General features: G+C 55.9%; 19 protein-coding genes. 8 read left to right on the top strand and 11 right to left on the bottom strand.

Features of this window, described 5'->3' with window-relative positions:
• Positions 1 to 88 precede the first annotated feature (88 nt).
• Positions 89 to 1,726, top strand: coding sequence for a 2-oxoglutarate dehydrogenase complex dihydrolipoyllysine-residue succinyltransferase (gene odhB / locus EQG79_RS17605; protein ID WP_129602902.1), 1,638 nt, complete (start codon positions 89 to 91; stop codon positions 1,724 to 1,726).
• A gap of 77 nt (positions 1,727 to 1,803) precedes the next feature.
• Here the strand turns inward: odhB and gpmI are convergent, their stop codons facing one another.
• The 4 genes from gpmI to eno form a co-directional block, all read right to left on the bottom strand.
• The gene (gpmI, locus tag EQG79_RS17600) at positions 1,804 to 3,384 is read right to left on the bottom strand and encodes a 2,3-bisphosphoglycerate-independent phosphoglycerate mutase (protein WP_077924394.1); all 1,581 of its coding nucleotides are present in this window, start codon (positions 3,382 to 3,384) and stop codon (positions 1,804 to 1,806) included.
• 54 nt (positions 3,385 to 3,438) lie between these two features.
• On the bottom strand, positions 3,439 to 3,960 hold the full coding sequence (locus EQG79_RS17595) for a low molecular weight protein-tyrosine-phosphatase (RefSeq protein WP_077924393.1): 522 nt from the start codon (positions 3,958 to 3,960) through the stop codon (positions 3,439 to 3,441).
• A gap of 69 nt (positions 3,961 to 4,029) precedes the next feature.
• The gene (locus EQG79_RS17590) at positions 4,030 to 4,338 is read right to left on the bottom strand and encodes an FtsB family cell division protein (protein ID WP_077924392.1); all 309 of its coding nucleotides are present in this window, start codon (positions 4,336 to 4,338) and stop codon (positions 4,030 to 4,032) included.
• A gap of 165 nt (positions 4,339 to 4,503) precedes the next feature.
• The gene (gene eno, locus EQG79_RS17585; RefSeq protein WP_077924391.1) at positions 4,504 to 5,784 is read right to left on the bottom strand and encodes a phosphopyruvate hydratase; all 1,281 of its coding nucleotides are present in this window, start codon (positions 5,782 to 5,784) and stop codon (positions 4,504 to 4,506) included.
• 254 nt (positions 5,785 to 6,038) lie between these two features.
• Here eno and EQG79_RS17580 point away from each other — a divergent pair, with 254 nt between their 5' ends.
• The 3 genes from EQG79_RS17580 (at position 6,039) to EQG79_RS17570 (ending at position 8,430) form a co-directional block, all read left to right on the top strand.
• Complete coding sequence (locus EQG79_RS17580) at positions 6,039 to 6,539, top strand: hypothetical protein (RefSeq protein ID WP_077924390.1); 501 nt, start codon at positions 6,039 to 6,041, stop codon at positions 6,537 to 6,539.
• Between the two features lie 222 nt (positions 6,540 to 6,761).
• Positions 6,762 to 7,856, top strand: a complete 1,095-nt coding sequence (recA, locus tag EQG79_RS17575) for a recombinase RecA (protein WP_077924389.1) — start codon at positions 6,762 to 6,764, stop codon at positions 7,854 to 7,856.
• A 154-nt stretch (positions 7,857 to 8,010) separates the two neighbouring features.
• Positions 8,011 to 8,430 (top strand): DUF2846 domain-containing protein, encoded by a 420-nt coding sequence (locus EQG79_RS17570; protein WP_077924388.1) that lies wholly within the window; start codon positions 8,011 to 8,013, stop codon positions 8,428 to 8,430.
• 77 nt (positions 8,431 to 8,507) lie between these two features.
• Here EQG79_RS17570 and EQG79_RS17565 read toward each other — a convergent pair whose 3' ends face one another.
• The 3 genes from EQG79_RS17565 to EQG79_RS17555 all read right to left on the bottom strand — a co-directional run bounded on the left by EQG79_RS17565 (position 8,508) and on the right by EQG79_RS17555 (position 11,878).
• Positions 8,508 to 9,788 (bottom strand): citrate synthase, encoded by a 1,281-nt coding sequence (locus tag EQG79_RS17565; protein WP_129602899.1) that lies wholly within the window; start codon positions 9,786 to 9,788, stop codon positions 8,508 to 8,510.
• 167 nt (positions 9,789 to 9,955) lie between these two features.
• Complete coding sequence (locus EQG79_RS17560; protein WP_129602897.1) at positions 9,956 to 11,203, bottom strand: metal-dependent hydrolase family protein; 1,248 nt, start codon at positions 11,201 to 11,203, stop codon at positions 9,956 to 9,958.
• A 270-nt stretch (positions 11,204 to 11,473) separates the two neighbouring features.
• Positions 11,474 to 11,878, bottom strand: a complete 405-nt coding sequence (locus EQG79_RS17555) for a hypothetical protein (protein WP_077924385.1) — start codon at positions 11,876 to 11,878, stop codon at positions 11,474 to 11,476.
• Positions 11,879 to 12,690: 812 nt separating this feature from the next.
• Between EQG79_RS17555 and EQG79_RS17550 the strand changes: the two genes are divergently transcribed.
• A complete protein-coding gene (locus tag EQG79_RS17550) occupies positions 12,691 to 15,060 on the top strand; it encodes an Ig-like domain-containing protein (protein ID WP_129602895.1) in 2,370 nt (789 codons plus the stop codon).
• Positions 15,061 to 15,156: 96 nt separating this feature from the next.
• On the opposite strand, the gene uvrA is transcribed toward EQG79_RS17550, so the two are convergent.
• Positions 15,157 to 18,039, bottom strand: a complete 2,883-nt coding sequence (gene uvrA / locus EQG79_RS17545) for an excinuclease ABC subunit UvrA (protein ID WP_129602893.1) — start codon at positions 18,037 to 18,039, stop codon at positions 15,157 to 15,159.
• Positions 18,040 to 18,519: 480 nt separating this feature from the next.
• On the opposite strand from uvrA, the gene EQG79_RS17540 reads away from it, so the two are divergent.
• The 3 genes from EQG79_RS17540 to EQG79_RS17530 all read left to right on the top strand — a co-directional run bounded on the left by EQG79_RS17540 (position 18,520) and on the right by EQG79_RS17530 (position 20,137).
• A complete protein-coding gene (locus EQG79_RS17540; RefSeq protein WP_077924381.1) occupies positions 18,520 to 19,566 on the top strand; it encodes a ribonucleotide-diphosphate reductase subunit beta in 1,047 nt (348 codons plus the stop codon).
• 111 nt (positions 19,567 to 19,677) lie between these two features.
• Positions 19,678 to 19,959: a DUF4258 domain-containing protein gene (locus EQG79_RS17535; RefSeq protein ID WP_077924380.1), complete on the top strand. Its 282-nt coding sequence runs from the start codon at positions 19,678 to 19,680 to the stop codon at positions 19,957 to 19,959.
• Positions 19,943 to 20,137, top strand: coding sequence for a DUF2283 domain-containing protein (locus EQG79_RS17530; RefSeq protein WP_077924379.1), 195 nt, complete (start codon positions 19,943 to 19,945; stop codon positions 20,135 to 20,137). The genes EQG79_RS17535 and EQG79_RS17530 overlap by 17 nt, the downstream gene beginning before the upstream one ends.
• 361 nt (positions 20,138 to 20,498) lie before the next feature.
• On the opposite strand, the gene EQG79_RS17525 is transcribed toward EQG79_RS17530, so the two are convergent.
• The 3 genes from EQG79_RS17525 to EQG79_RS17515 all read right to left on the bottom strand — a co-directional run bounded on the left by EQG79_RS17525 (position 20,499) and on the right by EQG79_RS17515 (position 24,586).
• Positions 20,499 to 21,596: a T9SS type A sorting domain-containing protein gene (locus EQG79_RS17525; protein WP_129602891.1), complete on the bottom strand. Its 1,098-nt coding sequence runs from the start codon at positions 21,594 to 21,596 to the stop codon at positions 20,499 to 20,501.
• Between the two features lie 52 nt (positions 21,597 to 21,648).
• Positions 21,649 to 22,812 (bottom strand): AIR synthase related protein, encoded by a 1,164-nt coding sequence (locus EQG79_RS17520; protein WP_170315654.1) that lies wholly within the window; start codon positions 22,810 to 22,812, stop codon positions 21,649 to 21,651.
• A 112-nt stretch (positions 22,813 to 22,924) separates the two neighbouring features.
• Complete coding sequence (locus EQG79_RS17515) at positions 22,925 to 24,586, bottom strand: FAD-dependent oxidoreductase (RefSeq protein ID WP_129602887.1); 1,662 nt, start codon at positions 24,584 to 24,586, stop codon at positions 22,925 to 22,927.
• Between the last annotated feature and the right edge of the window lies 1 nt (position 24,587).

Below are 24,587 nucleotides of genomic sequence, written 5' to 3'. Positions count from 1 at the left end.
GGAGTAGGGTATACGGTATGTAGTTTCGGGTAGTTTCTTTACCTGGTAGCTACATACCGCGAAGCCTGAAAACCGAAAACCGATAATTATGGCCGTTGACATGAAGATCCCCGCAGTGGGGGAAAGCATCACCGAAGTGACCGTGGGCACCTGGTACAAAAAAGAAGGTGACCACGTAAAGATGGACGATGTCCTGTGTGGACTCGATTCCGATAAAGCGACGTTTGAACTGACGGCCGAAGCTGATGGCGTACTGCACATCCTGGCTCAGGAAGGCGATGTACTGCCCATTGGCGCCAGCATCTGCTCGATCGACACCGACGGATCGGGCTCAACCGGTAGTGCTACTCCGGCTCCGGCGGCCGAACCCGCTCCGGCCGAAGCGCCCAAAGCCGATCCGCAGCCCGCTCCGGCCAGCGAAGCCCCTAAGGCCGACGCGCCAGCCGCGGCTCCTGCAACGGGAGGTAACGTTATTGACATGAAAGTGCCGGCCGTTGGGGAGTCGGTTACGGAAGTTACCATTGCTTCCTGGAGTAAGAAAGACGGCGATCAGGTAGCGCTGGACGAAGTACTCTGCGAACTGGAGTCAGACAAAGCTACCTTCGAACTACCCGCCGAAGCGGCTGGTATCCTGCGCATCGTTGCCCAGGCTGGCGAGACCCTGCCCATCGGGGGGCTGATTGCCAAAATCGAAACAAGTTCGGCAGCTGGTCAGCCCGCACCCAGCTCCGCTCCGTCGGCGCCCGCAGCGGCCACTGCGCCGGCCCCTTCGGCTAACGGCAGCAACGGACAGGAAAGCTACGCGGCTAACCACCCCTCGCCCGCAGCGGCTAAAATCCTGGCCGAAAAAGGGATCGATGCCAAACAGGTAGCTGGTACCGGCGTAGAAGGCCGCATCACCAAAGAAGATGCTATGAAAGCTGCGCCCAGCCCGGCGCAGCCAGCCGCGCAACCCGCTCCGTCGGCGCCCGCACCAGCCGCCAAGGCAACTGCGCCCAGCCCGCAACCCGCAGCCGCCCCAGGCAGCCGCAACCAGCGTCGTGAAAAAATGACCTCGCTGCGCCGGACTATTGCGCGTCGGTTAGTGGCCGTCAAGAACGAAACGGCCATGCTGACTACCTTCAACGAGGTGGACATGAAGCCGATCATGGACCTGCGGAACAAGTACAAAGATAAATTCAAGGAGAAACACGGCGTGGGCCTCGGCTTCATGTCGTTCTTCACCAAAGCGGTTTGTGCGGCCCTGAAAGACTTCCCGGCGGTAAACGCCCAGATCGATGGCGACCAGATTGTCTACAACGACTTCTGCGATGTATCGATTGCGGTATCGACCGATCGGGGGCTGGTCGTGCCGGTTATCCGGAACGCCGAGCAGCTGAGCTTTGCCCAGATCGAGAAAGAGATTGGCCGACTGGCTGGCCTGGCCCGCGATAACAAGCTGACCATCGAGCAGATGACAGGGGGTACCTTCACGATCACCAACGGCGGTACGTTTGGGTCGATGCTCTCGACGCCCATCATCAACGCACCGCAGTCGGCTATTCTGGGAATGCATAATATTGTAGAGCGTGCGGTTGTAGTGAATGGTGAGATTGTAATCCGCCCGATCATGTACGTAGCGCTGAGCTACGACCACCGCATCATTGACGGCAAAGAGTCGGTAAGCTTCCTGGTTCGTGTGAAACAGATTCTGGAAGACCCCTCCCGGCTCCTGCTGGATATGTAAGCCCTTCGGTTCCTAGAGCCAACAAGCCCCGCCAGATCGCTGGCGGGGCTTGTTGGCTCTAGGAACAAGTTGACCTTCTACTGCCCAATCAGACTGACGCCGGTCATTTCGCGGGGTTGCTGGATGCCCATCAGGTGCAGAATGGTAGGCGCAATGTCGGCCAGTTTGCCGCTGTTCAGCGTTGGGTGATAATCTTTGTCGACCAGGATACAGGGTACGAGGTTGGTCGTATGCGCCGTGTTGGGCGACCCGTCGTCGTTGACCATATATTCGGCGTTACCGTGGTCGGCAATGATGATGGCCGTATAACCATGCTCCAGGGCAGCTTCAACTACCGCTTTGGTGCAGGTATCGGCGGTTTCGGCCGCTTTCTTAACGGCTTCGAACACGCCCGTATGACCCACCATATCGGTATTGGCGAAGTTGAGGCAGATGAAATCCGTTTCTTCGTTCTGCAACTCCGGAATAATAGCGTCGCGGATGTCGTAGGCCGCCATTTCGGGCTTTTGATCGTAGGTCTTGACCGGAATGGTGGTAGCCACGCCCTGCGCATCGTAAACGACCATTTCTTTGGGCGAAGGGCACAGAATGCGCTTCTCGCCGGCAAAAGGCTCCTCGCGCCCGCCCGAGAAAAAGAACGTAACGTGCGGATACTTTTCGGTTTCGGCAATCCGAATCTGCTTTCGGCCCGCGCCGGCAATGACTTCGCCCAGCGTATTCTGCAGGTTGTCTTTCTCGAAGATGATTTTTACGCCGGTGAAATCGTCGTCGTATTTGGTCAGGGTGATGTAGTTGAGCGCCAGCTTCGTCATGCCCTGCTCGGGGTAGTCTTTCTGCGTCAGCGCCTGGGTGATCTCGCGGCCCCGGTCGGTACGGAAATTGAAACACAGCACCACATCCCCTTCTTCGATGACAGCCGCTGGCGACCCATCGGCTTTCGTAACAATGATCGGCTTCACGAATTCATCGGTTACGTCGGCGTCGTACGAATCCTGAAGAACGCGGGTTACGGCCTCAGGCGCGCAGGTAACGGCGCCCAGTCCATGGACCATCGCGTCGTAGGCTACCCGAACGCGTTCCCAGCGGTTGTCGCGGTCCATGGCGTAATACCGGCCGGTTACGCTGGCGATCTGACCGGTCGTAGCGGCCATGTGCTGCTGCAGGTCCGTCAGGAAACCAATGCCACTTTTGGGGTCGGTGTCGCGGCCGTCGGTGAACGCATGAACGAACACATCGGTCAGGGCATGCGTGTGGGCGATGGACAGCAACCCTTTCAGATGGTCGATATGGGCATGAACGCCCCCGTCAGACACCAGCCCGATGAAGTGTACTTTTTTGCCGGTACGTTTGGCATAGGCCAGCGCGTCGACCAGAACGGGTTCGGTGTCGAGGGTATGTTCGTCGACTGCTTTGTTGATTTTCACCAGGTCCTGATAAACGACCCGACCGGCGCCGAGGTTCATGTGACCTACTTCGGAGTTACCCATCTGGCCGGCTGGCAGACCAACGGCCAGCCCCGATGCCTCGAGGGTACTGTTCGGGTATCGGGGGTAAAGCGACCGCACAAACGGAACGCTGGCTGCTTCGATCGCTGACACCTCCGGCTTGAGCGGAATACCCCAGCCGTCGAGAATGATGAGAATGACTTTCTTGTTCATGACAGGTTTAATGAGTGATTTTGGGCCTGAGTGACTGAGTGTCTGGCTGGTCTTTTATTCGTTCTGTTCGGTCGGACCAGCCTGCCATTCACTCATTCGCTCGTTGACCAGATAGGTTAGTAGCTGCCGGCAGCAGCGGAGGGTTATCTGATAGACCTCTTCAAATACATCGGGGCCTTCGTAATACGGGTCGGGTACGTTGGGCTGGTCGCTGACCTCAGGGTCAAATTCGCGCAGCAGAAAAATGGTATCCTGCGTGTAGAGCCCGGTGGCGCGGTAATTCAGTTTCTCGATGGCTTCGAGGTTCTGCTCATCCATGGCCACGAAGTAGTCGAACTGGGCCAGGTCTTCGCCCGTCAGGCGCCGGGCGCGGTGAGTGAGCGTCAGGCCGTGTTCGAGGGCATTCTCGCGGGTTCGGCGGTCGGGTAGCTGCCCGAGGTGATACGACGAGGTACCGGCTGAATCGCAGCGGATCTGTTCGCTCAGGCCGGCCGCGGCCACCAGGTCCCGAAATACTCCCTCTGCTACCGGCGACCGGCAGATGTTGCCATAACAGACGAAGAGAACAGCAATCATAGAATGAGGTGATGAGTTATGAGCGATGAGTTATGAGGGTTGGCATCGCTCACAACTCATCGCTCATACCTATTTTTCAAGCGGTTCATTGTTCTCGTCTACGATGACGAAGATGTCTTCGGTGGGCTTCTTCATCAGGTACTTCTCGCGGGCGTACTTTTCCCGAAGCCGGTCGTTACCCAGCACCTCGCGCCGTTCCCGACGGATGTCTTTGATGCGCCCTTCGTAAAATGCAGCGTCGCCCTCCAACTCGCGAAGCTTCCACCAGTTCCGTATTTGCGACGGCAAATCGTTGGCGTCGAAAAACGTCATCCAGGTCAGCAGCACCAGCGCCGTAGCGACGTAAAAATTGCGGAGACGACGAAGGAGGGTCTGCATAACGAAACAATGTATTAGAATTCGGTATTCAGGGTTTGATTCACACCGTGGTCCATGTCCTCACGAACCACTTATCCGGATGGTTTTGCTGACGCCTGTGTGGTCCGACTGCGCGTCCCGGTGAGGACACGGACCACGGTATGAACCATAGTCTGAATACCGTTATTAGAACTTCAGGCCGGGGAAGTAGGCGGTTTCGCCCAGTTCTTCCTCGATACGCAGCAGCTGATTGTACTTGGCCATACGGTCTGAGCGCGAAGCCGAACCGGTTTTGATCTGGCCTGTGTTGAGTGCTACGGCCAGGTCGGCAATGGTCGCATCTTCGGTTTCGCCCGACCGGTGCGACATCACACTCTTGTACGAGTTGCGGTGAGCCAGATTTACGGCGTCGATGGTTTCGGTGAGCGAACCGATCTGGTTTACCTTAACCAGAATGGCGTTGGCGATACCGCCGTCGATACCCTGCTGAAGCCGCGTTACGTTGGTCACGAACAGGTCGTCGCCCACGAGTTGGGTTTTCGTACCTTTCAGGAGTTCGGTATGCTGTTTCCAGCCATCCCAATCATCTTCGGCCATGCCGTCTTCGATGCTCAGGATGGGGTATTTGCTAACCCACTCTTTCCAGTAGCCGGCCATCTCGGACGACGTCAGTTTGTCGCCGGTCGATTTTTTAAAGTAATACTGTTTGGCATCGGCATCGTAGAACTCCGACGAAGCGGCATCCATCGCGATCCAGACGTCTTCGCCCGGGCGGTAGCCTGCTTTTTCGATGGCCTGCAGAATGGTCTGGATAGCCTCTTCGTTCGATTTGATGTTAGGCGCAAAACCGCCCTCGTCACCAACGTTGGTCGCCAGGCCCTGGCTCTTCAGTACTTTCTTGAGCGTATGGAAAATTTCGGTACCCATGCGCAGCGCTTCCGAGAAGCTGGGCGCGTTGGCCGGCATAACCATGAACTCCTGGAAGTCGATTGAATTGTCGGCATGCGAACCGCCGTTGAGGATGTTCATCATCGGTACCGGCAGGGTGTTGGCATTGACGCCCCCAATGTACCGGTACAGCGGCAGACCCGCTTCCTGCGCAGCGGCTTTAGCCACGGCCAGCGATACCCCCAGAATAGCATTGGCGCCCAGGCGGCCTTTGTTGGTCGTGCCATCGAGCTCGAGCATGATTTTGTCGATCATGCTTTGTTCGTATACCGAAATGCCAACCAGTTCCGGGAAGATCAGTTCGTTAACGTTCGATACCGCTTTCAGCACGCCTTTGCCAACGTACACTTTCGCATCGTCATCGCGCAGTTCAACAGCTTCGTGGGTGCCTGTAGACGCGCCCGATGGTACGGCCGCCCGACCCAGGTAGCCATTTTCGGTGCGGACGTCAACTTCTACAGTTGGATTGCCGCGCGAATCCAGTATTTGCCGGGCATGAATGCTTTGGATGGTACTCATTGTGTAAGAAAAAAGGGTTAACAACGAAAAAGTCTATTTTTTCAGGTATGATTACCAAGCCATTAGGTTGGTAGGTATACCGGGCGCAAAGTAACGCAAAGTGGCGCAAAACTTCAGGCGGCAGGCCCGTAAAAGACAGGCTAGGGTTTGGAACACCGGCGAATTATTGGCGCTCACGATCAGGACGGACTGAAAGTTACCGGAAAATTTTGTCTATTTGTGCGGTCATACATTGCTACTAAACCAACAAGTCGATGCGAGGCATTCTGTACTTCCTATTGTTTCTATTAGTCGTTTTCGGCATTCTGTACGTGCTTACCGGCTGGAGTTACAGCGACGGCGAGCGGGCCGGAACGGTTTCCAAATTCAGCCGCCGTGGCTTTGTCTTTAAAACCTACGAAGGCGTGCTGAACGTGGGCGGCTTCTCGGGCGAAACCGGCTCGCTGACACCCCAGTATTTTGATTTTTCGGTCAAAGATGAAGCCGTTGCCGCCCAGATTACGCAGGCGGTAAAAACCGGCCAGCGCGTTACGCTGCATTACGAAGAAAAAATCCTGAAACTGCCCTGGAACGGCGACACCAAGTACTACATCACCAATGTGGAAGTGATTGGGCCACCGCAGCAGCCCTACGGCGCCAACCCGAACTACCCGGGTGGCCAGCCCCAGGGGTACCCGCAACCGCAAACCCAGCCCCAAACCCAGCAGCCCGCGGCTCCTGATCAGCAAACCGTACCGGCCGACTCAACGCTGTAAGCAAACCCAAACGCCTGATCCGGTAAGAGACCAGGCGTTTGGTGCGTTTTGAAGGGCTATGTAGCTGACACAGACCCGTCTGGAAAACAGCCTTTGCGGGCTCCGTTTCGGGTCTTCCGAAAGCGTATTTAAGTTGGGTCAGAAGCTCTAATTATTTCCGAAACAGGCCTTGGAAATCTGGGCGTTTTTGGGTAATTTTATCTGTTTAAACAACCATCCAACATGGCAAAATCAGATACGGCGCAAGCCACAGCATCTGCTAATGACAGTAAACTAAAAGCGCTTCAGACCACCATTGAAAAGCTAGACAAAGCGTTCGGTAAAGGCACCGTAATGCGGCTGAGCGAAAGCAAAGTCGTTGACGTTCCGGTGATCTCGACGGGCTCGCTGGGACTGGATCTGGCGTTGGGTATTGGCGGTATGCCGCGCGGTCGCGTCGTTGAAATCTACGGCCCTGAATCGTCGGGTAAAACCACGCTCACGATGCACTGCATCGCCGAAGCGCAGAAAGCGGGCGGTCTGGCGGCCTTCATCGACGCCGAACACGCTTTTGACCGCGTATACGCCGAAAAACTCGGTATCGACACCAAAAACCTGCTGATCTCGCAGCCCGATAATGGCGAACAGGCTCTCGAAATTGCCGAGCACCTGATTAGCTCCGGTGCTATCGACATCATCGTTATTGACTCCGTAGCCGCCCTCGTGCCAAAAGCCGAGATCGAAGGCGAAATGGGCGAAAGTAAAATGGGTCTGCAGGCTCGTCTGATGAGCCAGGCGCTGCGGAAACTGACGGGTACGATCAACAAAACCGGCTGCTGCTGCATATTCATCAACCAGCTGCGCGAGAAAATCGGCGTGATGTTCGGTAACCCCGAAACAACCACCGGTGGTAACGCTCTCAAATTCTACGCGTCGGTTCGGATCGATATCCGCCGTATTGGTCAGATCAAAGAAGGTGCCGACAATGTAGTGGGTAACCGGACCAAGGTGAAAGTCGTGAAAAACAAACTGGCCGCTCCGTTTAAAGTGGTTGAGTTTGACATCATGTACGGACAGGGTATCTCGAAAGTCGGCGAAGTTCTTGACCTGGCTGTCGAAATGGAGATCGTGAAGAAGTCGGGCTCGTGGTTCTCGTACGGTACCAGCCGCCTGGCACAGGGTCGCGATGCCGTGAAAGAATTGCTGCTCGATAATCCGGAACTGATGGCTGAGCTCGAAGGCAAGATCCGGGCTAAGATCGCCGAAGACGATGACGCGCTGACCGATCCTGTTCTGGCGGCTACCGAAGGGGACGACGAAGGCGAAATCGACGATTAAGCGCAAACAACGCATACAGGCACTGACCTGAACTGCATGACGGCTGGACGTAATCCAGCCGTTTTTTTATGCCCCCGCAATCTAAGTATATCCGGCGGTCGTAGGTTAAATCAGCTTATCCGGCAGTCGGGTGAGCCATTAACTACCAAACGTTATGAAAACGATCGTGATCGCACTCAGCCTGTCTATGGCTGCTCTTATGGCTACTGCCGAAACACCCCGCCCCGCTGGCGCCCCCCAGGCGGCCAAGGTCATAATCTTCCGGGATGGCTGCCTGTATGGCTCCATGGCCAAATACAAAGTAATTGCCGACGGCCAGGAGCTGACCCGGCTGAAAAATAAATCGATGTACACAACGAGTCTGGCACCCGGCATGCATACCATTTCGGCCAGAGAGGGCTCGAAACGCATGGTACAGCTGGACGTACAAGACGGTCAGACGTACGTTGTGCAGTACAAAACCCGCTTTGGTCTGTTCGGAGCCCGCCCTAAACTGGTCGTGAAGAGTGTTGACGACGCCAAACGTGACTCGAACTACTTTGAGAAGAACGCCGATAGGAGCGTGACTATGTAAATAAACTGCTCTTACAACGACAGAAGCCCCGACTATTGGTTAGTCGGGGCTTCTGTCGTTGTAAGGATATACCTGCGTTACCGGTTTTCCAGCGGCACGAATTCGCGGAGGGTAGCGCCGGTGTAGATCTGGCGTGGTCGGCCGATCGGCTCTTTCTGCTCACGCATTTCTTTCCACTGGGCAATCCAGCCCGGCAGACGGCCAATCGCAAACATCACCGTAAACATATTGGTCGGGATACCCAGCGCGCGGTAGATGATACCCGAGTAGAAATCAACGTTCGGATACAGTTTCCGCTGTACGAAATACGGATCGTTCAGGGCTGCTTCTTCGAGACCTTTGGCAATCTCGAGCACCGGATCGTTGACGCCCAGTTTGTTCAGCACATCGTCGGCGGCTTTCTTGATGATTTTAGCGCGGGGATCGAAATTCTTGTAAACGCGGTGGCCGAAGCCGAACAGCCGGAAGCCCGTCGTTTTCGCGTTCTTAGCCATGTCGATATACTTGCCTACATCGCCCCCGTCGGCTTTGATGTCTTCGAGCATCTCGATCACCTCCTGGTTGGCACCGCCGTGGAGCGGTCCCCAGAGCGCCTGAATACCGGCCGAGATAGACGAATAAATATTGGCCTGCGAAGAGCCTACGAGCCGTACGGTGCTGGTCGAGCAGTTTTGCTCGTGATCGGCGTGCAGGATCAGCAGCACGTTCAGCGCTTCGGCAACTACCGGATCGACCTTGTACTCTTCGACCGGCAGGGCGAACATCATATTCAGGAAGTTCGGAATGTAGTCGAGGTTGTTTTTCGGGTAGTTGGTCGGGTGACCCAGCGACCGTTTGTACGACCAGGTGGCAATGGTTGGCAGTTTGGCCAGCAGCCGGATAATGTGCTGATCGGTATTGCCATTGCCTTCGTGCGAGTCGGGATAGAACGCGCTCATGGCACTCACCAGCGATGCCAGCACGCACATGGGGTGGGCATTGACCGGGAAGCCGTCGAAGATTTTGCGCATGTCTTCGTTGACGAGCGTATGTCGGCGAATCGAGTTGACGAACGTTTCATACTGCTCGGCAGTAGGCAGCTCGCCGTAGATCAGCAGGTACGATACTTCCAGGAACGTCGCTTTCGACGCCAGGTCTTCAATGGAATAACCCCGGTAACGCAGAATGCCTTCTTCGCCGTCAAGAAACGTAATGCCGCTTTGGGTAGCACCAGTGTTTTTATAACCCCGGTCTAACGTAACATAGCCGGTTTGATCACGGAGGGACGAGATATCGAAGGCTTTTTCGTGTTCGCTCCCTTCCAGAGTCGGGAACGAGAACGATTTGCCATCGACGGTTAGTTCAGCAGAGTTCGCCATATAAAGTTTTAGGGTAGTGTACTCAAATAGAAAGGATTATAAATCCCAATTGGCATTGACCGGCGAAGTTAGGCCAAAAACACAAATGACGGGAGAAAGGGGCCTAAAAATCCCGATAACCGCCGGTTCTGGTTGAGTAACCCGACAATTGCCCAATAAGTTTTGGTTTATTGGTGATACCATTGGCCGCCTTTCATGACAGCTCGTACCTGCCTGAGTGCCAGTATGGCGCGCGTAGGGTCGCCTTCTACCGCGACGAGGTCAGCCAGCAGACCCGCCCGAACGCGGCCCCGGTCGGCCAGATGAAACACATCGGCATTGATGGCGGTAGCGGAGCGAAGTACGTCCAGCGGTTTCATGCCGTAGTCGACCATCATCTCCAGTTCGCGGGCGTTGTCGCCATGGCTAAAGACACCTACGTCGCCCCCGGCACAGATGGTTACGCCCGCGTCGAGGGCCTGTTTGAAGGTATTACGCTTTTCGCGGATGCGGGCGGGCTCGGGCTCCTGTCCTTTTTTCCAGCCTCGGTACTGGCTGACGGCATCGCCTGCGGCCAGCGTCGGACAGAGCGCCGTGCCGTTCTTTTTCATGAGGGCAAAGATCTCGGGGGTGCCGGCGTCGCCATGTTCTACGGTTTCGCAGCCGGCCAGAATGGCCCGGCGCATGCCTTCGGCGGTGCTGGCGTGGGCTACAACGCCCCGGCCGCTGCTACGAGCCGTTTCGACGATCAGCTTCAGTTCTTCAATCGTGAAGGTAGGGCGGGCTTCGGCCATGAGGCCCCAGCGGTAATCGGCGTAAATCTTGATGGCGTCGGCTCCTTTACCGATCTGCGTCCGAACGGCGCGGATCAGCGCATCGTGGCCGTCGGCTTCTTCGGCCCCCTGCGGCACGCTGATATCGGGGCTGAATCCTTTGGGGCCGTAACTGCCACTGGCAATGAGCGCCCGCGTTACGACCATCATGCGGGGCCCCGGAATGATACCCTGATCGATGGCCTGTTTCAGGCCCACATCGTCATAGTCAGCACCTTCGGTGCCGAGGTCCCGAACGGTGGTAAAGCCGGCCAGCAGAGTTTTTTTGGCGTGAACCGTAGCGCGGGCCACCCGCAGCGACCGGGCTTCTTTCAACACCTGATCGTCCCAGCTGGTTTCGTTGTAGGGGTGCAGCAGCAGATGCGAATGCCCTTCAATCAGGCCGGGCAGGAGCGTCTGTCCTTTGAGGTCAACGGGGGTGGTGCCCTCGGCAGAGACGCTGGCGGCCGGGCCAACGGCATCGATCCGGGCTCCTTTTACGCGAACGACCCAGCCTTCATGAACGGTTTCGCCGTCGAAAACGCGGTCGGGGCGGAGCAGATAAGCCGTCTGAGCCGTAAGGGAAAAGGGGAGCAGCAGTAGTAGCAGGGAGACGAGTTTCATAGGGGGGGGAGCATACGCCCAAACATACGCAAAAAAGGAGCCGTGTGGGTCCTTTTTGTAGGGTACCGGGTGGGTCAGTAGGCCCGAACGGCCAGCACCGGCAAATGATCCGACGCCAGCCGTTCGGGTATGATGTGATGCTTAACCCCCGGAAGGCCGCTTGTGGCGCAACTGACGTGGCTATTACCGGATCATTACGGGACCATTAGCGCATAAAAAATGCCCTTTATCAGGGCATTACGGTCATATAATACTGTATTTGCTTATCGATCAGCGCTTTCGACTGGAAACAGCGTCCCAGAGTGCTTTGCCGAACACCAGCACGAGTAAACCTGGCAGCAGGATAGCCCCGGCCCTAAACCCGGCTCCGGTCAGTTTATAGATGCCCTGATTGTACTGGGTGAAGCTCTGAAACAGATAAAAAGCCGAGGCTGCGAGCAAACCTGTCAGCACGATGACCGCCAGCGACCGACCGAACTTTTGCACGGCCCAGCTCAGCAGGAGCGCTACGGCCACCACGGCGGCAACGGTACCCAGCGCTTCGGGGAAGGTTTCGAGGTACGTGTAATCGAAGAAAAACACGCCAGCCCGGCCAATCAGGTTAGGGTGGGCCAGGAGCCAGCCGTCCAATACGACCAGCACCAGCAGAAGAACATAAAAAAAGGGGTTACGCATACAGGGATTTATTAGTAGTACAGGCTGGGCGAAGATAGCCGTATTTACATTGACCTGCCAGCGATCTTATCCTGGCGGCTGCAAGCGGGGGCGGGTTCGGCCAACCGAGATGATCCCAAACAGCAAAAAGGAACAGGGTACTTCAGCGTTGCGAAAAGGCTGGCGTGCGAATAGTACATAAAATAGATCGGAAAACTATCTGGCGTAGCATGGTTTTTGAGAGCGCCTAAAATGTAACTAATTAGAAGAATAATTATATTTTAAATTAATTTACTTAGTCTGGACAGGCGTTTACCAGGCAATGAATTTATAAATGTTTGTTTATTCATTAATGATAAATTTTGTGCTTACTGATTGGTTATGAATTGGTTATGTTATCAAATTTATATTTAGTGTACTTTTTGTTTGCAGAAAAATAAAAATTGGTATAAAAAGTCTTGCCAAGTTTAGGTTTGTATGGTATAGCTATTGTAAGTAAAATTTTAGCAATCACTTCTGCAAAAAAGGATATTAAACATTTGCCAGATTGGCGAATCCTGATGCCGGTACCAGAAGTCGAGGCCGACCGAAGTAATCGTCAACGTTACACCTATCTATAATCTCTATGAACAAAAAATGTTAGCTATTCCTTCTGCTCCTTTGCTGCCTGCGCTCCGCTAGGCAACCGTTAACCTCAAGATAGTGAGTGGTTTATGCAGGCTGTCAGGGCCTGATCAGGATCACTATGTCTTGTTGGTTCAGAAGCTTTGGGCTTCTGCTGTACCTCTACCTGATCAAAGCAGGCTTTCCAATTCAATCCACAAGTACTCTTCATGAATCGCATTTTACTACACGTAGCCGGTGCGCTGGCTACCCTAGTCTGTACTGTGTTTACCAGTATGGCGCAAACCACCCCCCAGACCCGGGAAAACAATCAGGTTTGTATGGACCCCATTGTTGGGGCTGCCCGAGGGCCTTTTATCAATACCGCCCGTACGTCGGGGCTTTGCGTAGGCTGTGGAGGCAGCAGCGCTTCGGCCATTGTAGACGGAAATCTGAACAACGTAGCCACCATCGATCTGGGCGTGTCGGCCGCGGGCGGATTTCGTATTTCGGTCAAAGACTCGCTGCAGTATTATCCCGGTGGAAATGAGGTAGGGTTTGTGGTGCGCAACCGTACCAACGGGCTCCTGGGTCTGCTCGACGCCAGTCTGCTGAATCAGTTCGTCATTCGCACCTACCGTACGGGTAACCCCAATCCGGTTGAGACAGCCAGCTTCAGCAGCGGTACCGGTGTGCTGAAAGCTGCCGTGCTGGGCGGCAGCGGAGACGGTCGGCAGGTGCTGAGTTTTGTTACCTCGCAGGACTTCGACGAGGTTGAGCTGGCCTATACCGGAGCCGTTACGGCGGGCCGGCTGGTCGATGTATTCTACGCTTTCGAAGGGCCCGCCAACTGCCCCAAAGATTGTGCAAACGCTATTCTGAGCGCCGGAGAGTCGGCCACGGTAACCACCGGTTCGATCAGTCCGCTGCCGCTGGGAGCCAGCTGCGTGCTGGGCAGCCTGTCGGGCGAAGCCAACCTGATCGATGCCGATTCGACCACCAACTTTGCTACCATCACCTCAACCGTTGGGCTGGCCTGTACGCGCTACATCGAGGTACGGTCAAATACGACCTATCCGGCGGGGTACGAAGCGGGCTTCCTGGTCGACAATGGCGATGGCATCATCGGTCTCAACTTACTGGGTGGGGTTACGATTACAACCTATCGCAACGGTACGGTTAGTGAATCATTCAGCGGTACCGGGCTGGTTGGTGCCTCGGTGCTGGGCGCTACGTCGCGGGTGCAGCTGGGCTTTAAGGCTGCGCAACCCTTCAACAGCATCCGTATTTCGCTGACAGGAATCAGCGTTGCCGTCAATCTGCGCGTTTTCCATGCCTACGTCAAAGCCGACACAGACAGCGATGGCATTGCCGACTGTATGGACAAGTGCGCAACCGGCAGCGACCTCCTCGACGCCGATGGCGACGGTACTCCTGATGGCTGCGATCAGAACGTGGCGGATATTTCCGTATCGAAAACCGTGAGCAGCGCAACGGCTACCGTAGGCAGCAGCGTTACGTTTACCGTTTCGGCTACGCGTACGGCCCAGTTCAACGCCACGGGCCTCGTGATACGGGATACCCTCGCGCGTGGCTTCACCTACGTATCGCATACGGCATCGCCCGGTACCGTTTACGACCCCGTAACCGGACGCTGGACTATTGGTAGTGCGCTGGCTGGCCCGGCTACATCGGTAAACCTGGCCATCGCCGTCACGGTCGATTCGGTGGGGGTTACGTCAAACGTAGCCGAAGTGATCCGCAGTTTCGAGTCGGACCCGGACTCATCGCCGGGTAACGGAAATTTTGCCGAAGACGACATCGCCAGTTCATGCGTTAGTGTGCCGGTCCGGATTTGCGAAGGGGCCAGTCTTCAGCTGTCGGCGCCGGCCAGCTACACGACGGGTGTCGAATGGTTCCGCACGATCGATAACGTGACGACGTCGGTAGCGACAACGCCTACGTTCTCGGCTTCGCTATCGGGTAGTTACAGCTTTACCGCAACGGGTATGTCGGGCTGCGTATCGGGCAACTGCTGTCCGGTCATCATTATCGTTGATCCCGCACCAGTGCCGGTTATCATAGCCAGCTCGTCGACCATCTGCGCCGGTACCAGCGCTACCCTGACCGTATCCAACGCGGCCCCGGGCATTACTTACGTCTGGAGCAACGGAACAACCGGCCCAACGCTCGAGGTGACGCCCCGCACCACTACGGTGTACAGCGTTTCGGCAACAACCACGGCGGGTGGCTGTTCGGGGGTGAGCACCTTTACCATCGTGGTGAACCAGCCGCCGGTTCAGGCTCCGATCGTGGCCCTGTGCGGACCGACCGGCAATACGGGCTATAGCTTCTCCATCAACCCGACAACGACGGGATCTACCACGACCTACTTCGTGAAAGTGGGCGATGCGCCCGAAGCTGGTCCGTACGAATACGGCGTTGCCCGAACGTTCGACAACAATACGGGTAACCTGTCGGTCGTGATCCGTGATGCGCAAACGAACTGTTCGATTCTGCTGCCGGTCGTGGCGCCGGCCAACTGCCAAACCTGTCCGCCCAAAGTCTGCGTACCGATCCGCATAGCCCGGACGCAGTAATCGGCTCGTATCAGGTAAAACGACTCGGTCCGGATGCGCTCAACGACTTGAGTGCATCCGGACCGAGTCGTTTCTGGCCGGCAAAACATGAGTAGCTTAGCTGGCTAACTCCAGTTTGAGGAACTTACCGGTATGACTGCCGGCAACCTGGGCTACCTTTTCGGGGGTACCCTCCGCAATGATAAAGCCACCTTTGTTGCCGCCTTCCGGGCCGAGGTCGATCAGGTGGTCGGAGACTTTGATGACGTCGAGGTTGTGCTCGATAATCAGGACCGAGTTGCCTTTGTCGGCCAGTTTGTTGAGCACGTCGAGCAGGTGCGCAATATCCTGGAAGTGTAGGCCCGTTGTCGGTTCGTCGAGTATATACAGCGTTTTACCGGTGTCTTTCTTCGATAGCTCTTCGGCGAGTTTAACCCGCTGGGCCTCGCCCCCGCTGAGCGTAGTGGCGTGCTGACCCAGGGTGATATAACCCAGCCCTACGTCGTTCAGGGTCGTTACCTTGCGCAGGATTTTAGGCTGGCTGGCAAAGAAGTCGAGGGCCTGTTCTACGGTCATGTCCAGCACGTCGGCAATGGATTTGCCTTTGAAGCGGACTTCCAGGGTTTCGCGGTTGAAACGTTTGCCCTTACAGGTCTCGCAGAGCACGTGTACGTCGGGCAGAAACTCCATCTCCACCTTTTTCATGCCCGCTCCTTCGCAGTCTTCGCAGCGCCCGCCTTTCACGTTGAACGAGAACCGCCCCGGTTTGTAGCCGCGAATCTTGGCCTCGGGCAGCTCGGCAAACAGCAGCCGGATGTCCGAGAACATGCCGGTATACGTAGCCGGATTAGACCGGGGCGTGCGGCCAATGGGCGACTGGTCAACTTCGATAACTTTGTCGAGATGCTCCAGCCCCTCCACGGATTTGAACGCCAGCGGCTCGCGCTTCGACTTATAAAAATGCCGGTTCAGAATCGGGAACAGCGTTTCGTGAATCAACGACGACTTGCCGCTGCCCGACACCCCCGTAATCGTGACCATCTTGCCCAGCGGCAATTTCAGGTTTACGTTTTTCAGGTTGTGGCCCGTGGCATTTTTAATGATCAGGAACTTGCCGTTGCCTTTCCGGCGCTCGGCAGGTACGGCAATGGCCCGGCGGCCGCTGAGGTAATCGGCGGTGGTGCTGCCATTTTTCAAAAACTCGTCGGGCGTTCCCTGCCCCACGACCTGACCACCGTGCCGACCGGCGCCGGGGCCGATGTCGAGGATGAAGTCCGACTCCAGCATCATGTCTTTGTCGTGTTCAACGACCAGAACCGTGTTGCCGAGGTCGCGCAGGTTCTTGAGCGAGTCGATCAGTTTTACGTTGTCGCGCTGGTGCAGGCCGATGCTGGGCTCGTCCATGATGTAGAGCACCCCAACCAGCTGGGTACCGATCTGCGTGGCCAGCCGAATTCGTTGTGCTTCGCCACCCGAGAGGGTCTTGAGCGACCGGTCGAGGGTGAGGTAATCCAGCCCGATGTCGACCAGGAAACCGATTCGTTTCCGAATTTCCTTAAGAATCTCTTTGGCAATGATATTCTGCCGATCGGTCAGGCGGCTTTCGACGTCGTTGAACCAGGCCGCCAGTTCCGAAATGTCCATACGGGCCAGCTCGGAAATGTTTTTCTGCGCAATCCGGAAATACAGCGACTCTTTTTTCAGGCGTGCCCCGTCGCATTCGGGACAGGTTTTCACGATCATGAAGTCCTTGATCCAGTCCAGGATCTTGTCGGAGCCGTTTTCCTGCTGCCGTTTCAGGAAGTTGACGATCCCTTCAAACTTAAACGAATACGTACCTTCTGCTGGCGATGGCTTCCCTGCCGGGGTGGCCGTGCCGGCTTCTTCGTCGGTGCCGTACATGAGCGCATGCAGCAGCTCGTCGGGAAACTTGCTGACAGGAGTACTCAGGTTAAGCTTGTATTTTTTCAGAATCGCTTCAATTTCCTTGAAGATCCACAATTCCCGGAACTCGCCCAGGGGGGCAATGGCTCCGCGGCTGATGCTCAGCGATTTGTCGGGTATCACCGACTCTTCGGTAATTTCTTCGACTACGCCCAGGCCGTTACAAACCGGACAGGCTCCGTAGGGCGAGTTGAACGAAAACGAGTTGGGCGACGGTTCGTCGTAACTGATGCCCGACTCGGGGTCCATCAGGTTCTGCGAGAAGTAAATGAGGGTACCGTCGCCGTCGAGCATCTGCATGGCACCTTTGCCCTGTTTCAGCGCCGTCTGCACCGACTGGCTGAGCCGATACCGGTCGTCGGGTTTGGGAATCAGCCTGTCGATGACGATTTCGACGTCGTGGATCTTGTACCGGTCCAGCTGCATTTTCGGTACGATATCCTGTACCACGCCATCGACGCGTACTTTGGTATAGCCCGTTTTGGCGATCTGCACGAACAGCTCACGGTAGTGTCCTTTCCGGCTGCGGATAACGGGGGCCAGCAGGGTTATCTTCTGCCCGCCGTACTGGTTCAGGATGGTATCGATGATCTGATCCTGCGACTGGCGTTCCATTTTTCGGCCCGTCAGGTACGAGTATGCTTCGCCGGAACGGGCGTAGAGCAGCCGCAAAAAGTCGTAGATCTCGGTGGTGGTACCCACCGTAGAACGGGGGTTCTTGGAGGTAGTTTTCTGCTCGATCGAGATGACCGGGCTGAGGCCGTTGATCTTGTCGACATCGGGCCGTTCCATATCGCCGATAAAGGAGCGGGCGTAGGCCGAAAAGCTTTCCATGTACCGGCGCTGGCCTTCGGCGTAGATGGTATCGAACGCCAGCGACGACTTTCCACTGCCGCTGATGCCCGTCACGACCACCAGCTTGTTACGCGGAATGGAGACGTCAATATTCTTGAGATTATGTTCACGGGCGCCGAGCACATCAATCTGCTCATAACCTGTCAGGTCAATATCGGTAAGGCCGGCTTGCTGGCCAGTAGGGGTGTCTTCTGTCGTCACGTTGCGTTGATTGCAGTCGGTTTGCCGAAGCGATGGCTTATTCTTACTAGCAACGTAAAACAGACCGGCCGGGGTTCCGATTTACTACAGACAAATTACGGGTCAGCCCGGCCATCCGGCCCAGCATCCGGCGCTTACCGGGTGGCCTGATTTTTTAATTACAAAAGGTAACTAGAAGCCATGCATGAAGTTCGTTTCTATCAGCTGAACAAGGTTTGGAAGACGCTTTTGATGAACAGCATCTGGCAGATTGTTAGTTAGTATGAACATTCCAAGAATCTATCTAACTGCCTTTGTCTCAACAGGCTGATAGTGTTTGTGTTACCAATATGTCTTATTTGACTGGATCGACAACCCAATTTAAAATGGCTTGCAGAAGTGGCCGTACCGCTTAATTTTGTCAGAAGAAGCTTGCCCATTTTTAGTCGATATGGCCAGCCCTGCAACCTGGCTTTCACCACATAAATTAACAACCCCAACATGGTACAACACGATGTGATCGAGCCGATCTTAGAAGAAGACAAAAACCGCTTTGTGCTGTTCCCCATCAAGCACTGGGACATTTGGGAGTATTACAAAACCCACGAAGCGTCGTTCTGGACTGCCGAAGAGATTGACCTCGGTCAGGATATGAAAGACTGGAATAGTCTGAACGATGGTGAGCGGCACTTCATCTCGCACGTGCTGGCGTTCTTTGCCGCTTCGGACGGTATCGTGAACGAAAACCTGGCCGTCAACTTCCTGTCTGAAGTGCAGTATGCCGAAGCCAAATGCTTCTATGGGTTTCAGGTCATGATGGAGAACATTCACTCCGAGACCTATTCGCTGCTGATCGATACCTACATTAAAGATTCGGCCGAGAAAGACCGGCTGCTCAACGCGATCGATACCATTCCCTGCGTGCAGAAAAAAGCCGAGTGGGCGCTGCGCTGGATCGAGAACGGAAGCTTTGCCGAGCGGCTTATTGCGTTTGCCGCCGTAGAAGGTATTTTCTTCTCGGGTTCGTTCTGCTCCATCTACTGGCTGAAAAAACGCGGTCTGATGCCGGGCCTTACCTTCTCGAACGAGCTCATCTCGCGCGACGAAGGCCTGCACCGCGATTTTGCCTGTATGCTCTATACGGACCACATCAAAAACAAACTGCCCGAGTCGCAGCTGTACGATATTATCCGGAATGCGGTTGAGATCGAGCAGGAGTTTGTGACGGATGCGCTGCCCGTGTCGCTGATCGGGATGAACGCCGATCTGATGAAGCAGTACATCGCTTTCGTAGCGGATCACCTGCTGGTGACGCTCGGCCTGCGTAAGATCTACAACGTAACGAACCCCTTCGATTTCATGGATATGATCTCGCTGCAGGGTAAAACAAACTTCTTCGAAAAGCGCGTGGGCGAATACCAGCGGGGCGAAGTAATGGCCAAGTTCAAAGCCATGAAGGCGGCTTCACAGAACCCGGACGGCAGCGAGGCCGAAACCGCCAAGGTAACCGAAGAACCCAAAGGATTTGTGCTCGACGCTGATTTCTAGTCAGTAATTGTCCAGACAAGAGGCTCAACGTATCCGTGTGAAACGGCATAGGTTGAGCCTCTTGTCTGCTAATTGTCTGTTTGCCAGATGCTGATAATGAACTGACTATCGATGACTGACATCCTATACGAAGTGTCGAACCACGCCAGAGAACAAATGGAAAAACGTGGTATCGATGATCAAACTGTTCAATCTATACTAATTCGTCCAGACCAGATTATCGATGACGAATCGGGTGGGTATGGACAGAAGGTTTATCAGTCAAAAATTGATTTTAAGGAAAAAGGTACGTACTTAGTACGAGTATTCGTCAATACGGAAAAGCAACCTTGCGTTGTAAAAACTGTTTATAAGACGTCGAAACTACCGAAGTACTATGAAGGTGAAATATGACCGGGAGGTGGATATACTTTACATTCAGCTAACGGATGCACAGATAGAAGAGAGCGATGCAGACCGGCCGGGTATGATCATTGATTATGATGCTAGTGGTATGATGGTAGGGATTGAGATTCTAAACGCGTCTAAACGAATGGACCGCCCGACAATGGTTGAACTCGAAGTGGCTTAGGCCTGTTTTCATCCCGTATCAAAACGTACTTGCTGGCTATGGCAGCCGTATTGAGCTAGTGAAGAATCACCGAAGTACCCATTAACTCTACATACTGTGCCTGCATCGGCGCGGGTACAATAGCTCTCCGAAGATGTATAGCTTCGGAGTTTTTTTTGCCAATCAGGATGGGTAGGTGTCGCCCCAATACTAAATCACTCGACGTGAACGTAGACTCAAGCCGTCGGGAATGGGCGAATAGCCATACACAGGTAGCCATTTTTCTGCTGCGGTACAACTGGTTTTGACGGGGTGACAATCCCGACTTTACTTGCTGTGGCTTTACTCGATCGGCAGAGCTAACCAGCAGCTGGTGAGGGCATTACCGAACCAGTACCCGCTGGATTCGTCGTTGCTCACCCAGGGTGGTTTCGAGCCAGTAGAGACCGGCGGTCAGTGGCTGAGCCGGAATCAGGTCAGCCTCGCCAGCGCTGCGGTGCAGACTGCCGGCAACGGGCTGGCCAGACATGGTCAGTAGCCGAACGGTAGCTCCATCGGCGTTCCAGAGCCGTACATGAATCCGGGTCGACTCGGCTGGGTTAGGATAAACAGCCACTACCGATTCTCCGGTTTTGAGCTGAACCGCTACGGGGGTATACAGGTTGGTCGTGCCGTTATAATCGACCTGGCGCAGGCGGTAGTAGCTCGTGCCGGGGCGGGGGTTGAGGTCGGTAAGGCCGTACTGCTGCTGCTGGTCGGTGGTGCCTCTGGCGGGTACACTGCCTACCGTTTCAAACTCCTTCAGATCGGCACTGCGTTCAATATCGAAGCGGCTGGCGTCGCGTTCCCAGGCGGTTGACCAGGCAATCTGCACACGGTCACCTTCGGGTTTGGCGGTGAACGAAAGCAGCGAAACGGGCAGGGGCGCGGCCGTAACGGTGCCGTTGATGGTCAGGTCATCGAGCCGGAGGGTGCCTCCGGTGCCATTACAGCCGTAGAGCCGGAAGGTAATTGTACCAGTCTGACTGGTAAACCCCGCTCCTGACAGGCTGGCCGATGCCTGCTGGAAAGAGGTACCTACGGCAAACACCATCAGATCCGACGCGTAATTATCGACACTGGAGCGAAGCCGCAACTCCTGAGGCCCACTACCTGACCGGTTGGCAAATACAGTCAGCTGGGTAAGGGTCATGCTCTGGCCGTTCTGCGCGCTGACGCTGATCTGAACGTACTCAGAAAAGTTGCAGGCTGCCGACTGCGACCAGTTGGCTACGTTGACGGCCTGTCCGTTCTGACCGGGAACGTAACCGGCTACGTTGTTGGGAGCTACGCCGACAAAACTGGCTCCGCCCGTACTTACGTTGGCATGGGTGGCGCTGCCCGTCGTAGCGCCGTTGAAAGGCCAGGTGGCCGAAAAGTTAACCTGCGCCTGCACTATAGCCGACAGGGTTAACAGACAAAAGGTGTAGAAGTAACGCATGGCGAGTAACGAAATCGCCACGAATGTAGATAAAAATAAGCTAACCCAAATGTTAGTAGGTAAATGTGCCGACCTCGCTGCGGATCGTCACCTGTTTACCCGCAAACGACTCGACCCGGCCGACAATCTGCGCCGGAATACCGAACGACTCCGATACCTCGATCACCCGCTGGGCGTGTTCTTCGGCCAGGTACACTTCGAGCCGGTGGCCCATGTTGAATACCTTGTACATTTCCTGCCAGGCCGTTCCGCTCTCCTGCTGAATAAGCCGGAACAGGGGCGGAATAGGGAAGAGGTTATCCTTGATGATATGCAGATTATCGACAAAGTGAAGCACTTTGGTCTGCGCGCCACCTGAGCAATGAACCATGCCGTGGATCTGGGGCCGCAGTTCGTCCAGCAGGACGCGGGCAACGGGCGCGTAGGTGCGCGTGGGCGACAAAATCAGCTGCCCAACGGTTAGCCCGGTCCCTTCAACAGGGTCGGTAAGGCGTTTGGAACCGCTGTAAACCAGACTTCGGTCAACGGCCGGGTCGAAGCTCTCCGGATAAGCGTCGGCCAGCGCGTGGGCCAGCACATCGTGGCGGGCCGAGGTAAGGCCGTTGCTGCCCATACCGCCGTTGTACTGGTCTTCGTAGGTGGCCTGCCCAAACGAGGCCAGCCCAACCACCACGTCGCCGGGTTGAATACGGTCGTTGCTGATAACCTGATCGCGTCGCATCCGGGCAATAACGGTGCTGTCGACAATAATGGTCCTGACCAGGTCACCGACGTCGGCGGTTTCGCCCCCGGTGCTGTACACATCGATGCCGTGTTCGCGCAGCATGGCCAGCACGTCTTCGGTACCGTTGATAATGTCGGCAATGACCTCGCCCGGAATCAGGTTTTTGTTGCGGCCGATGGTACTCGACAGCAGCATCGGACCAGTAGCGCCTACGCAGATCAGATCGTCGGTATTCATGACCACGGCATCCTGAGCAATGCCACGCCATACGCTCCGATCGCCGGTTTCGCGCCAGTAGAGATACGCCAGCGACGATTTGGTACCGGCGCCGTCGGCATGCATGATGGTGCAGAAATCCGGGTCGCCGGCCAGGGTGTCGGGCACGATCTTGCAGAACGCTTTCGGAAATAAGCCTTTGTCGAGTTGGGCAATAGCCGCGTGTACGTCTTCTTTGCTGGCGGAAACTCCCCGCTGGGCGTAACGATCAGTCATAATCAGTCATCAGTGAACAGCCACCTCCGGAGGTGGCTGTCGATACAAAACGACCCAAAGGTACAACGAGCCCGTAGGTATTGCCAACCAAAACGTTGCTGACCTGGTCCGTTTAGTTCTCAGCGAGGTATTTATGGACGAAGCTGACGGCCATTGCGCCTTCCCCTACGGCCGAGGCTACGCGGTTCATGGCCCCCGCCCGAACGTCGCCCGCGGCAAAGATGCCGGGGCTGCAGGTTTCGAGGGAGAACGGTTCGCGGGCCTGTCGCCATACTTTTTTGAAGTCGGCGTATTTGGCCAGATCCCGGCCGGTGGCGATGAAGCCTTTGGGGTCTTTGATGATGTCCATCTCGATCCAGTCGGTATAGGGCTTGGTGCCGATGAAGATGAACAGGCCCGCGGCCGGAACGGTCCGGCGCTCGTGGGTATCCATGTTCTCGAGCACAACGCATTCCATCTGGTCTTTGCCCAGCGCTTCGATTACTTCCGTACAGCCCAGCACGGTAATATTCGGCGTTCGGTCGATCTGCTCAATCAGGTACTGCGACATGGTTTCGGTCAGGTCGGGGCGACGGATGCAGATGAATACCTCCGAGGCCGTTCGAGACAGGTACATGGCGCCCTGCCCGGCCGAGTTACCGCCCCCTACCACATACACCGACTTACCTTTGAAGGCATAGGCTTCGGTGGTGGCGGCTCCGTAATAGACGCCGGCCCCCGTAAACCGGTCGAGGCTGGGGTTCTCCAGTTTATGGTACGACACCCCCGTGCTGAGCAGGATCGCCCGCGCTACGACCTTGCTGCCGTCGGCCATGTTGATGTCTTTATACTGCCCCCGCGAATTAATGGAGACAACCTCCTGGGGGGCCAGAAACTCCACGCCGAATCGCTGCGCCTGGGTAATGGCCCGCCGGGTCAGGTCGCTACCACTCAGGCCGTTGGGGAAGCCGAGATAGTTTTCGATGCGCGAGCTGGTACCCGCCTGCCCGCCCGGTCCGCGCTTGTCGATCAGGATGGTCCGCAGCCCTTCGGAACCGCCGTAGACAGCCGCTGCCAGCCCGGCCGGTCCGGCGCCGATGATGGCCAGGTCGTACAGCTCCTGCGATGCTTTGGGAACCAGGCCGAGCTTTTCGCCGACGTCGCTGAGGCTGGGCTGCGTCAGTACCGTTCCGTCTTCGAACACAACGGCGGGCAGGTCGGAGGGCGTCAGGCCGTGTAGTGTAAGCAGTTCCTGCGCTTTGGGGTTATTCTCGATATCGAGCCACTGGTAGGGGAACAGGTTGCCCGCCAGAAAATCCTTGAGGTCGTGTGAGTGAGGAGAGAACTGGTAGCCGATCAGCGCCAGCCCCTCGAAGCCGGACCGGTGGTTCGACTGCCAGTCGCTCAGGAGGTCGTCCAGCACGGGGTAGAGCCGCTCTTCGGGTGGGTCCCACGGTTTGGCAATGTAATAGTCCAGCTGCACCTCGTTGATGGCCCGTACAGCCGCATCGATGTCCGAATAGGCCGTCAGCAGCGCGCGTTTGGCATTTGGGAACACCTGCCGCGCCTGCGTCAGAAACGCTACGCCGGTCATGTCGGGCATGCGCTGGTCCGACAGAAAAAGGGCCACTTCTTCCCCTTTTTTCTTAAGTTCAGTCAGCGAGTCGAGGGCTTCCTGCGCCGATTCGGTGCAGAGAATGCGATATTGCCGGCGGTACTTTTGCCGCAGATCACGCTGGATGGCCTGAAGTACCTGTGGGTCGTCGTCAATCGAGAGAATAATGGGCAGACGCATA

The sequence above is a fragment of the Spirosoma sordidisoli genome, from assembly GCF_004138325.1.
Classification (GTDB): domain Bacteria; phylum Bacteroidota; class Bacteroidia; order Cytophagales; family Spirosomataceae; genus Spirosoma; species Spirosoma sordidisoli.
This window is presented reverse-complemented; position numbering and strand designations above follow the sequence as displayed.